Annotated in this window: 6 protein-coding genes; 2 read left to right on the top strand and 4 right to left on the bottom strand. The window is 72.5% G+C overall.

Translation table 11 applies throughout. From position 1 onward, the window contains the following. On the bottom strand, positions 1–6,710 hold a 6,710-nt coding region (locus PV721_RS20330), incomplete at its 3' end, for a polyketide synthase (RefSeq protein ID WP_319726411.1). A 110-nt stretch (positions 6,711–6,820) separates the two neighbouring features. After that, positions 6,821–8,011: a cytochrome P450 gene (locus PV721_RS20325; protein WP_319726408.1), complete on the bottom strand. Its 1,191-nt coding sequence runs from the start codon at positions 8,009–8,011 to the stop codon at positions 6,821–6,823. A 463-nt stretch (positions 8,012–8,474) separates the two neighbouring features. Between PV721_RS20325 and PV721_RS20320 the strand changes: the two genes are divergently transcribed. Further along, positions 8,475–9,317, top strand: a complete 843-nt coding sequence (locus PV721_RS20320; protein WP_319726405.1) for an LmbU family transcriptional regulator — start codon at positions 8,475–8,477, stop codon at positions 9,315–9,317. Between the two features lie 77 nt (positions 9,318–9,394). On the opposite strand, the gene PV721_RS20315 is transcribed toward PV721_RS20320, so the two are convergent. Beyond that, positions 9,395–10,042: an FMN-binding negative transcriptional regulator gene (locus PV721_RS20315; RefSeq protein ID WP_319726403.1), complete on the bottom strand. Its 648-nt coding sequence runs from the start codon at positions 10,040–10,042 to the stop codon at positions 9,395–9,397. Positions 10,043–10,277: 235 nt separating this feature from the next. Between PV721_RS20315 and PV721_RS20310 the strand changes: the two genes are divergently transcribed. Continuing rightward, positions 10,278–11,636 carry a lysine N(6)-hydroxylase/L-ornithine N(5)-oxygenase family protein gene (locus tag PV721_RS20310; RefSeq protein WP_319726400.1) on the top strand — a complete coding sequence of 453 codons (1,359 nt, stop codon included), beginning with the start codon at positions 10,278–10,280 and terminating at the stop codon, positions 11,634–11,636. A 108-nt stretch (positions 11,637–11,744) separates the two neighbouring features. Here PV721_RS20310 and PV721_RS20305 read toward each other — a convergent pair whose 3' ends face one another. Beyond that, positions 11,745–11,981, bottom strand: coding sequence for an MbtH family protein (locus PV721_RS20305; RefSeq protein ID WP_319726399.1), 237 nt, complete (start codon positions 11,979–11,981; stop codon positions 11,745–11,747). Positions 11,982–12,101: the final 120 nt, after the last annotated feature.

Genomic DNA, 12,101 nt, shown 5'->3' with positions numbered 1-12,101 from the left:
GTGTGGAGTTGGCTGTTGCGGAGGGTGAGTTGGGTGTCGGGGGTGGTGGCTGCGGTGTGGGCGGCGGTGGCGAGGTCGTGGGAGGCCTCGTCGATGTCGAGGTGGGTGAGGCGGCCGGGGTATTCGTTCTGGGCGGTGCGGATGAGGCCGGTGAGGGCTGCTGCGGGGAGGTTGGTGATGTCTTCGTCGGTGGTGAGGGCGGTGGCGCCTTGGGTGAGGACGATGATGCGGGTGGAGTCCAGGGTGGTGTCGGCGAGGAGTTCCTGGAGGGTGGCCAGAGTGTCCTGAACCGCCGCGTGCACCTCGGTGGTCCCCTCTGACAGGGCTATGAAGGACGGAAGCTGGGCGCCGTCTCCGAGAGCGGTCCGCAGTTCGGCGGCGTCGGCGTACGTGTCCCCTGAGACGGCCGCGGCCAGGCCGTGCGGGTCCGAGCCCAGTACCGCCCAGAGCCCGGCCGTGGTCTCCACGGACGTTGGCGGCAGGGGCTTCCAGCCCAGCCGGTGCAGGCCGGAGTGCTTGCCCGCGTTCGTGGCCGCGCGGACGTCGCCGGCCGGGCGCAGGGTGATGGAGTCGATCGTTACGACGGGCTGTCCGTCGGGGTCGGTCGCCGTCAGCGAGGCGCTGTCGGGGCCGGAGGGAATCACGTGCACCCGCAGCGCGGTCGCGCCCGTGGCGTGCACGGTGACCCCGTTGAAGGAGAACGGGATGGTCAGCTCGGTGCCGTCACCGAGCAGCATGGCGTGCAGGGCCGCGTCGAGGAGCGCCGGGTGGAGGGCGAAGGACGTGGCGTCGGCGTGCTGCTCCTCGGGGAGCGAAACCTCCGCGAACCGCTCCTCGCCCGACTGCCAGACCCGGCCGAGGCCCTGGAAGACCGGCCCGTACTCGTAACCGCGGTCGGCGAGGCGGTCGTAGGTGTCCTCGCGGGTGACGGACCGCGCGCCCTCCGGCGGCCAGGTCCGCGTGGCGGCGGGGACCGGGTGTTCGCCGGTGGCCAGCAGGCCGGAGGCGTGCCGGGTCCATTCCTCCTCCGGCGCGCCCTCGGGGCGCGAGTGGACGGTGACGGAGCGGGTGCCCGACTCCTCGGCGGGGCCGAGGGCGACCTGGAGGTGGATGCCGCCTTCCTCGGGGACGATCAGCGGTGCCTCCAGGACGAGTTCCCGGAGCTGGTCGTAGCCGAAGCGGTCGCCCGCGGAGACGGCCACGTCGACCAGGGCGGTGCCGGGCAGCAGGACCGTACCGACGACCGCGTGGTCGACGACCCACGGGTGGGTGCGCCGGGAGACGCGGCCCGTGAACAGCACGCCCTCGCGGTCGGCGAGGCTGGTCATCGCGCCGAGCAGCGGGTGCTCCGCGGAGGCGAGGCCGAGGCCCGACGGGTCCTCCGCCGTGACCGGCGTGTCGAGCCAGAACCGGCTCCGCTGGAAGGCGTACGTCGGCACCTGTACCCGCCGGGCACCCGTACCGTCGAACACGGCGGGCCAGTCGACGCGCACGCCGTGGCAGTGGGCTTCGCCGAGCGAGAGCAGCAGGCATCCGGCCTCGTTCTCGTCGCGGCGCAGGGTGCCCAGGGCGGCGCCCCGCGCGCCGGCCTCGTCGAGGGCCGCCTGCACGCCGATGGTGAGCACCGGGTGCGGGCTGACCTCGATGAAGGTGTGGTGGCCGGCGGCGAGCAGCTCTCCGACCGCCTGCTCGAACTGCACCGTCTCGCGCAGGTTCTGGTACCAGTACCCCGCGCCCATCAGGCCGGTGTCGGTCAGCAGCGCGCCGGTCAGCGAGGAGTAGACCGGGACCTCGCCCGGGCGCGCCTCGATGCCGTCGAGGATCCGCGCCAACTCGTCCTCGAGCTCCTCCACATGGGCCGAATGGGAGGCGTAGTCCACGTCCACGAGGCGGGCCCGCGCCCCCTGCTCCTTCGCCTGGGCGAGGAACTCGTCGAGGGCCTCCGGGTCGCCGGACACCACGGTCTGGGACGGTCCGTTGACCGCGGCGACCGAGATCCGGCCCTCCCAGGCGCCGATCCGCTCCCGTACCCACGCGACGGGCTGGGCCACGGACATCATGCCGCCCCGGCCCGACAGCACGGTCAGCGCGCGGCTGCGCAGCGCCACCACCCGCGCCGCGTCCTCGACGCTGAGCACGCCCGCCACGCAGGCCGCGGCGATCTCGCCCTGCGAGTGGCCGACGACCGCGGCCGGTTCGACGCCCAGCGAGCGCCAGACCGCGGCCAGGGACACCATCACGGACCACAGCACGGGCTGTACGACGTCCACCCGCTCGAAGCCCGGAGCCCCCTCGACACCGCGTACGACGTCGAGGAGCGACCAGTCCACCAGCGGCTCCAGGGCCGCAGCGCACTCCGCCATCCGGCGGGCGAACACCGGGGAGGACTCCAGCAGGCCGGCCGCCATGCCCACCCACTGGGCGCCCTGACCGGGGAAGACGAACACGGGACGGGCCGCGGGCCGGCTCTGCCCGGTGACCAGGCCGCGGTCCGTGGCGCCGTCGACCAGCGCCCGCAGGCCCTGCTCCAGGCCCTCGAGGTCCCCGGCGACCACGGTGGCCCGCCGGTCGAAGTGGGCGCGGCCGACGGCGAGGGAGTAGCCGAGGTCCGCGAGGCGGTCGCCCGGCCGGTCCCGGAGCTGGTCGAGCAGCTTGCCGGCCTGCGCGCGGAGCGCCTGGTCGCTCTTGGCGGAGAGGAGGAAGGGAACGGCCGCGGGCGCCCCGACCCCGGAAGGCGCCGGCTCGGCGGACCCTTCCTGCCCGGCGACGGAGCGTACGGGCTCCTCGTGCCCGGCGACCGAGGGTACGGGTTCCGCCTGCCCGGCGAGGGAGGGTACGGGTTCCGCCTGCCCGGCGAGGGAGGGTACGGGTTCGTCCTGTCCGGCGACGGCGGGCGCGGGCTCGGCGGCCTGCTCCAGGACGAGGTGGGCGTTGGTGCCGCTGACGCCGAAGGAGGAGACGCCGGCCCGGCGGGGCCGGTCGGTCTCCGGCCACGGGGTGGCCTCGATGAGCAGCGAGACCGCGCCGCCGGCCCAGTCCACGTGCGAGGTCGGGGTGTCCACGTGCAGGGTGCGCGGCAGCAGGCCGTTGCGTATCGCCATGACCATCTTGATGACGCCGCCCGCGCCGGCGGCGGCCTGGGTGTGCCCGATGTTCGACTTGAGCGAGCCCAGGAACAGCGGCCGGTCGGCCGCGCGGCCCTGGCCGTAGGTGGCGAGCAGCGCCTGCGCCTCGATGGGGTCGCCCAGCCGGGTGCCCGTACCGTGCGCCTCGACGGCGTCGACGTCGGCGGCCGACAGCCCGGAGGCCGCCAGGGCCTCGCGGATCACCCGCTCCTGCGAGGGGCCGTTGGGGGCGCTGAGTCCGTTGCTGGCGCCGTCCTGGTTGATCGCCGAACCCCGGATGACCGCGAGGACCTCGTGGCCGTTGCGACGGGCGTCGGAGAGCCGCTCCAGGAGCAGCATGCCGACGCCCTCGCCCCAGCCGGTGCCGTCCGCCGCCTCCGCGAAGGACTTGCAGCGCCCGTCGACCGACAGGCCGCGCTGGCGGCTGAACTCCACGAACATGCCGGGGGTCGCCATCACGGTCACACCGCCGGCGAGGGCCAGTTCGCACTCGCCGGCCCGCAGCGCCTGCGCCGCCATGTGCAGGGCCACCAGCGAGGCCGAGCACGCGGTGTCGACCGTGACGGCGGGGCCCTCCAGACCCAGGGTGTAGGAGGCGCGGCCGGAGACCACGCTCGTGTAGGTGCCGGTCAGCAGGTACCCGCCGACGCCCTCGCCCGCCTCGTGCAGGCGCGGGCCGTAGTCCTGCGCCATGGCGCCGACGTACACGCCGGTGCCGCTGCCGCGCAGGGCGGCGGGGTCGATCCCGGCCCGCTCCACGGCCTCCCACACGGTCTCCAGCACCATGCGCTGCTGCGGGTCCATGGCGGTGGCCTCGCGCGGGCTGATCCCGAAGAACTCGGCGTCGAACTGGTCGACGTCGTGCAGGAACCCGCCCTGGCGGGTGTACGAGCGCCCCGCGCGGTCGGGGTCGCCGTCGAAGAGGGTCTCCAGTGCCCAGCCGCGGTTGCCGGGGAACTCGGTGACGGCGTCCCGCTCCTCCACGAGCAGCCGCCACAGGTCCTCCGGGGAGGCCACGCCGCCCGGGAAGCGGCAGGCCATGGAGACGATCGCGATGGGTTCGTCGGAGCCGGGCACGCGGCGCGCGACCGCGCGGGAGACGGGCTCGTGCGCGGAGACGACGCCCGAGAGCTCGGCGAGCCGGGCGACCAGCTTCTCGGGGGTGGGCCGGTCGAAGAGGAGGGTGGTCGGCAGCTTCAGCCCGGTGGCCGCGGCGAGCCGGTTGCGCAGCTCCACGGCGGTCGCCGAGTCGAATCCGAGGTCCTGGAAGGAGCGGGCGGGGTCGATGTCCCCGCCCCTTCCGCGGCCGAGGACGAGGGCCACTTCGGAGCGCACCAGGTCCATCAGGAACCTGGCCGTCCGCTCCGGGTCCCCGCCGGTCCCGAACGGGTCGGCGGCCGCACCGGGGGCGCTGCGCTGGAAGGCGTACGTGGGCAGGGCGACGACCCGGGCGTCGGTAGGGAAGACGGGGCTCCAGTCCACCGGGGCGCCGTGCGCGTAGGCCTCCGCCACCGAGGACAGGAAGCGGTGCGGCCCGTCCGCACCGCGGCGCAGCGAACCGACCGCCACAGCCGTGGAGTCGGTCGTCTCCAGGGTCTGCTCGACGGGCAGGGTCATCACCGGGTGGGGGCTGATCTCGACGAAGAGGTCGTGGTCGGTGAGGCAGCGGATGGAACTCTCGAACAGCACGGGTTCGCGCAGGCTGCGGAACCAGTACGAGGCGTCCAGCGAGCGCGTGTCCAGCAGCGCGCCGGTCAGAGCGGAATAGAAGGGGATGTTCCCCTTCCGTGGCCGCAGCGGGGCCAGGACGGTGAGCAGCTCCTCGTGGATCTCGTCCATGTGCGCGCAGTGCGGCGCGTAGTCGATGGCGACCCGGCGGGCCCGCACCCCTTCGGCGGTGAACTCCTCCTGGAGGCGCTCGATCGCGTGGATGTCGCCGGCGACGGCGATCGACCGCGGTCCGTTGATGCCCGCGACGGCCAGCTTCTCGCCCCACGGCGCCAGGCGCGTCCGCACCTCGTCGAGGGGCAGCAGCACCGAGAGCATCGAACCCCGGCCCGCGAGCCGGGCCTGCGCCTTGCCCCACAGCGCGCTGGCCCGGGCGCCGTCCTCCAGGCTCAGCCCGCCCGCGACCACGGCCGCGGCGAGCTCGCCGATGCTGTGCCCGACGACCGCGGCCGGCTCGATGCCGAAGGAGCGCCAGAGGGCGGCGAGTCCGAGCGCGGTCGCGAACAGGGCGGGCTGGATGACGTCGATGCGGTCCAGCGCGGGCGCGCCGGGCGCCCCGCGCAGGACGTCCTCCAGGGACCAGTCGACGTACGGGGCGAGCGCCTCGGCCGTGGCCCGGATGCTGGCGAGGTAGACGTCCGAGGCGTCGAGCAGGTCGGTGGTCATGCCGGGCCACTGTGCGCCGTGGCCGGGAAAGACGAAGACGGCCCGGTCGCGCGGCGTGGCCGTGCCGCTCACGCGCCCGGAGCCGCGGCGGCCCTCGGCGAGCGCGGCCAGCTCCTCGGTGAACTCGGCCTCGGTGCCGGCCAGCAGGACCGAGCGGTGCGCGAACGCGGTGCGCGACACGGCGAGGGAGTGGCCGATGTCGGCGATGCCGGGGCGTGCGGCGGCCCGGGCGCTCACCGTGCCCGGGGTGGCCTCGGCGTCCGTCGCGCACGCCGTGAGCCGGGCCAGGAGCCGCCCGGCCTGCGCGCGCTCGGCGGCCGCGCTCGCTCCGGAGAGCAGCCACGGCAGGGTGGCGCCCCGGAAGGCGGCCGGGCCGGCGGAAGGTTCCTGCTCGGTACGGGGCGCCTCGGCGACCTCCACCGACCAGGCCGTGCCGTCGGCGTCGACGGAGGAGACGATGACCGGCTGCCCGGGGAAGGCGGGGGAGCGCAGGGCTTCGACCAGCCCGGCGGTACCGGCGGCACCGGCGGACCCGCTCTCGGCCGCCTGCTCGGCGCCAGGCCCGGTACGGAGCAGGACGCCGCCTACGCGGTCGCCGTCGGCCAGGGCCCCCGCCAGGGTCTTGAGCACGAGAACGGCCCCGCCCGCGGGTCCGGCGTCGAGCCCGCCCGCGAGTGCGATCCCGCTCTCGCCGGAGCGCAGGCTCGCGCACGCCAGGTGCACCGCGGTCAGGGCGGCCGGAGCGCCGCCGGTCACGGTCCGGCCCGGTCCGCTCAGACCGAGTACGGCGCGGACGCCCTGGGCGCGGTCCGCGTCGAGGGCGGTGTCCAGGGCGGTGTCCGCGCCGGCGTCCGCGTCGCCCTCCGCATCCCGGTCGTGGCCGGGTGCGCCGAGGAAGACCCCCGTGCGGGCGCCGTGCAGGGAGGCCGGCACGATGCCGGCCTCCTCCAGCGCCTCCCAGCCCAGTTCCAGCAGGAGCCGCTGCCCCGCGTCCATCGACGCGGCCGCGTCCGGCGCGAGGCCGAAGAGGCCCGAGTCGAAGCCCTCGAAGCCTTCTCGGCCGGAGCCGGCTGCCCCGTCGCCGTGCGCGCCCGGGTAGCGGCAGGACAGCCCGATGACGGCAACAGGCTCCCCGGCATTCCCGGCGTCCCCGACAGGCTCGGCATCGCGGCGGGTGGTCTCGACAGACATGCGGATCCTCACTCCAAGTCCAAAGGTGTTCCACGGAGCAGCACTTGAACGGCGGACGCCCGGAACACCCGGGAGGCGACCCGCCTGTACGACCGGACCGGACGGAGCGGCTACCACTCCACCAGCAGCCGGGACAGCCCGCGCGTGCCGAGGCCGTCCTTCCAGACCACGGCGTCGGGGCCGGGAGCCAGGCGAAGGGCCGGGAACCGCCGCAGCAGGCGCTCCAGGACGATCTGCAGCTGGAGCCGGGCCAGCGGCGCGCCGAGACAGCGGTGCACCCCGTGTCCGAACGTCAGGTGGGCGGCGTCGTGCCCCTGCGGGTCGAGCAGTTCGGGGTCCGCGAACGTCTTGCCGTCACGGTTGCCGTGCAGCAGGGAGACGATGACGCCCTCCCCGGCCTGGACCGTGACGTTGCCGAGCGGCACCGGCTCCACCGCGACGCGCGGGAAGCTGATCGGGGTGGAGGGGGTCAGGCGCAGCAGTTCCTCGACCGTGGGGGCCAGCCGGTCGGGCTGCTCGCGCAGCTCCTCGTACGCGGCGGGGTCGCCGAGCAGGGCGTGGGCCGAGGTGCCGATCTGCCCGACGACGGTCTCGTAGCCGGCCATCAGGAGGGTGAGTCCCATGGTGAGCAGCTCGCCCATGGACAGGTCGCCCTGCTCGTGCGCCCCGATCATGGAGGTGAGCAGGTCGTCCTCGGGCCGGCGGCGCTTGCGGTCGATCAAGTCGGCCATGTAGTCGATGAGTTCGAGGCGGCGGCGGGCCTTCTCCTGCGGCGTGCTGGCGGAGATGTCGAACAGCACCTCGACCCAGTCGCGGAACCGTGCGCCGTCCTCGGGCGGAACGCCCAGCAGCGAGCACAGGACGGCGAGCGGCAGCGGCGCCGCGAGCGCCTCGATCAGGTCGGTGCCCGGCCCCGACGCGGCCATGGCGTCGAGGTACCGGTCGGCGAGCTCCTCCACGGCCGGGGCCATCGCGCTGGTCCGGCCGGTGGTGAACGCCCTGGTCACGACGCGCCGCAGCCTGGAGTGATCGGCTCCGTCCATGCTCATCATGGAATGGGGCACGGGCTGGGCGTCGTTGAGCTTCGGGGCGTGCGGCGTGACGGCCTCGGCGCGGCTGAACCGCTGGTCCGTCAGGACCTTGCGGGCCAGCGCGTAGTCGCACACCAGCCACATCTTGTCCCCGGCGGGCGTGAAGAACGGGACGACGTCGGTGCCGTCCGGGACGCGCCCCTCCCCGGCCACGTACTGCCCAAGGAACTCCGGAAGCGGGCCCAGCGGGCCGGCGCTGCGGTGCTTCATGTGATTCCTCCCCGTTGTGTTCGGCGGTCAGGTGATCAGAAGCCGGTGCCCGGCCCCGCACTGCGTCATTTCCGATCCTCCTGCTCCTGCTGAATTGACTGGACGACCTGAATGGGGGAGGCGCGGTGCGGGCGCGTGGATATGCGGACAAAGACCGCCCCGTTTTTACCTCTGCTGCCTCGCGAACAAGCCGGGCCGGCGGCACCGGGAATTCTCGTGTGCCGCGGCAGAAACTCTGGCCGAGAATGAACATACCCTCCGCCCGGGAAGCGGAGAACAGAAAGGCGCCGACAACGGGCGGCAGCTGTTCAATTGTTCGACGGGTTCCGTGACGCTGTCCCGTCGACGGGACGGCCCGCGGTGCCCGCGCCCGCGGGACGAGCCGGCGTCCGGCCGCTTTGGCCTGCCTTTAGCACGGGCTGGGAGCCTCCACACCTGATCTGTGGACCCTTCACATGGAGGCATGATGGCGATTCAGGCCAGCGACATCGAGGGATCGAGAACCGGGCAGATCCGTACGAGCCCCGACCTGGCGCCGAGGCAGCGGCGGGCCATGGGTGAGGATCCGCGTCGTGGCCAGGTGCTGACCACGAAAGTGGGCCTGCAGATGCCGGCGGGGATGTCCTTCGACGACTGGGAGAAGGCCGGACGCCAGCTGTCCGGAATCGTTGACTCCTCTTCATGGTGGCTCGGCGACTGGCTGGTGTACGGCAAGGACCACTACACCGACCGCTACCAGCGCGGCATCCGCGCCGCCGGGCTGCAGTACCAGACCCTGCGCAACTACGCCTGGGTCTCCCGGCGGTTCGACTTCAGCCGGCGGCGGGGCGCCCTGAGCTTCCAGCACCACGCCGAGCTGGCCTCCCTGCCGCACGACGAGCAGGAGGCCTGGCTCGACCGGGCCGAGCAGCGGAAGTGGACCACCAAGCAGCTGCGCAGCGCGATCCGCGCCGCCCGCGAGGACGAGGCGCAGGTCAGGCTGCCCGCCGAGCCGACGCGGCGGCTGGAGGTGCCCGGCAGCCGGCTCCAGTGGTGGCACAAGGCCGCGGAGCAGGCGGGCGTCGACTTCGAGCGCTGGGTGCTGGTGACCCTGGACAGTGCGGCGAAGGAGGCCCTGGAGGAGCTCGAGAGGCTGGAGGACGACCATGGGCCCGCGGAGCTGGAAGGGACGGCGGAGTCCGACGGTCCGGCAGAGCCCTACCGATCCGGGGAACTTGATCGAGCCGCTGAGCCCGATCGAGCCGCGGGGTCCGGCGGACCGGCCCCATCGGCCGGCTCCGGGCAGCGGCTGGCCATCACCGCCTGACCGTCCCGGCGGTTCGGTCGCAGGGCCCGCACTCCCTCGGGAGTGTGGGCCCTGAAGGCTGGGTCCGGCCTCGGGGATCAGGGCAGCTGGCGCATCAGATCGGCGGTGTCGCGCTGCCGGGTGCACGGGCTGTGGGTGAACGAGTCCAGCACGCGGCCGCGGACCTCGGAGGGCTGCTCCTGACTGAGCTTGAACATGCCCTCGGCCCCCGTGACCGTGACCCGGAAGGCGCCCACGGCGGGCACGATCTGCCGGAAGTAGCCGAGGGAATCGGACATGTCCCAGCCGGTGCCGAACTTCGACTCCTCGAAAGCGCGCACGGTCGACTGCACGACTCCCATCGTCGCCTCGGTCGAGTCGATCTTCTCCACCACGCCGCGCACGTGCACCGAGGTGAAATTCCACGTGGGGGCGGCCGGCGACTTCTCGTACACCGTCGGCGAGACATAGGAATGCGGCCCGGTGAAGGTCAGCAGGACGAGGCTTCCCGTTTCCAGCGCCGCCCAGTGCGGATTGGCCCTGTTCATGTGACCGAGCAGAATTCCGCCGGACAGGTCGTCCGACCATTCGTCGTTCGCGTGCGGGTCCGCGATGACCGGCAGGTGCGTGGCGAAGGGCCCTTCTTCCGCGGTCCCGTTGGTCACCGCCATGGCCAGCGGATTGTCTCGTATCAGATCGGTCATCCACGAACCGTCCGGTTCGCGATAGTTACTGGGGACGAACATCCGGAATTCACCCTTTCGGTCGGCACAAATGCGCGTGGACATGGAAATCCGGACCGACCATACCGCTGTCCTGTCGGCCGGACAGAGGCCTTCGGTATTCGGTCCGCGTCAGGGTCGCCAGGATCGTCTTCTTGACGTGTTCAGGTTGGCGCCGGGACGTTCTCCGGCGCAATACTGAATAGAGGTCTCCCGGATCACCGGTCGAGATTCCAAGACGCTAGCGGGAGAATTGTCTATGGGTACAACGGGTACGCATAACCACGAGATATACGACGTGGTCGGCATCGGCTTCGGCCCGTCCAACCTGTCGCTCGCGATCGCTCTGGAAGAGCACCGGGCCAATGTTCCGGAGCATCCGGTCAAAGCTGCATTCTTCGAGCGGCAGCCCGCCTTCGGCTGGCACCGCAACATGCTGCTGCCGTCGACGACCATGCAGATCTCGTTCCTGAAGGACCTGGCCACCTTCCGCAATCCGGTGTCCCGGTTCAGCTTCGTCTCGTATCTGCACGCCGCGGGCCGCCTGGTTCAGTTCGTGAACAACCAGGACTTCTTCCCGACGCGGCAGGAATTCCACCAGTACCTGGAATGGGCGGCGTCGGGCCTAGCCGACCGCGTCTCCTACGGATCGGAGGTCACCGCGATCCGGCCCGCGCAGGACAGTGGATCCGGGATCCCCGAGCACCTCCGGCTCGAGGTCCGCGACGCGGCGGGCGGCGTCCGCCAGGTCCGCGCGCGCAACGTGACCATCTCGACGGGCCTGGTGCCGCGCATGCCGGCGGGGGTCGCGCGCGACGAGCGGGTGTGGCACAGCTCCGAGTTCCTGGAGAAGTTCCACGGCCTCGACCCCCACGAGCTGGGGAGCGTCGCGGTGGTCGGCGCCGGCCAGAGCGCCGCCGAGATCACCAGGTTCCTGTACGACAAGCTTCCGCACGCGCGCGTCTCGGCGGTCATCCCGTCCTACGGGTACTCCGTGGCGGACGACACGCCCTTCGCCAACCAGGTGTTCGACCCGGCCGCGGTCGACGAGTACTACTTCGGCACCGACCAGGCGCGGGAGGCCTTCTGGCACTACCACCGGAACACGAACTACTCGGTCGTCGACGACGAGGTGATCCGCGACCTGCACCAGCGCTCGTACGAGGAGGAGGTGCGCGGCAGCAAGCGGCTGTACTTCCTCAACCTCACCCGGGTCGCCGAGGTCACCCGGAACGGCAGCGACACACGCCTCACCCTGAACTCGCTGCTCGACAGCGAGCCGCAGGAGCTGCACGTCGACGCGCTCGTCTTCGCCACCGGCTACGAGGGCATGGACCCGGCCCGCCTGCTCGGCGACTTCGACCGGCACTTCCTGCGGGACGTGAGCGGCCGGCACCGGGTGGAGCGCGACTACCGGCTCGTCACCGCGACCGGACCGTCCTGCGGGATCTACCTCCAGGGCGGCACCGAGCACACCCACGGGCTGTCCTCGTCCCTGCTGTCGAACATCGCCGTGCGCAGCGGCGAGATCGCCGACTCGATCGTGCTGCGGCGGGCGGAACAGGAGCAGGCCGGGGCGCGCACCGTCGAGGTCGCGGGCGCGGCCGGCCGGGCCTGACCCGCGTTCTTCCCCCCACACCGAAGGGTGGGCCCCGGTGCTGTTCCTCCAGCACCGGGGCCCACCCTTCGTCCGTCTTCGGCCATTCCGCGGAATGCCGCATTCACCTCACGCGGCGCTGGCGGAAACCGAATCGGCGGCCATCGCGTCGCGCAGGCTCTTCGGGCGGAGGTCGGTCCAGTTCGCCTCGACGTGCTCCAGGCACTGCTGGCGGCTTTCCTCGCCGAATACGATGCGCCAGCCGGCCGGAATCTCGGCGAACGAAGGCCACAGCGAGTGCTGCTCCTCGTCGTTCGCCAAGACGTAGAACCGGCCGTCGGCGTCGTCGAACGGGTTGCTGCTCATGAATGCACTCCAATTCAAGCCGTTCACGGTCCGCTTCCCGGCCGGGAAACGGACCGTCATCCGTTAGTGGGGATGGAGTTGGCGAGACCGCCATGCCAGATCATGGCATCTTTCGGGCGC

The organism is Streptomyces sp. MB09-01 (assembly GCF_033794505.1).
In the GTDB taxonomy this organism is placed as follows: domain Bacteria; phylum Actinomycetota; class Actinomycetes; order Streptomycetales; family Streptomycetaceae; genus Streptomyces.
Note: the sequence above shows the minus strand (reverse complement) of the source record. Positions and strands in the feature narration are given on the sequence as shown.

Coding starts and splice junctions, on each gene's coding strand:
- PV721_RS20325 (WP_319726408.1), bottom strand. CDS start 8,011: ATGAAGCACCGCAGCGCCGGCCCGCTGGGCCCGCTTCCGGAGTTCCTT.
- PV721_RS20320 (WP_319726405.1), top strand. CDS start 8,475: ATGATGGCGATTCAGGCCAGCGACATCGAGGGATCGAGAACCGGGCAG.
- PV721_RS20315 (WP_319726403.1), bottom strand. CDS start 10,042: ATGTTCGTCCCCAGTAACTATCGCGAACCGGACGGTTCGTGGATGACC.
- PV721_RS20310 (WP_319726400.1), top strand. CDS start 10,278: ATGGGTACAACGGGTACGCATAACCACGAGATATACGACGTGGTCGGC.
- PV721_RS20305 (WP_319726399.1), bottom strand. CDS start 11,981: ATGAGCAGCAACCCGTTCGACGACGCCGACGGCCGGTTCTACGTCTTG.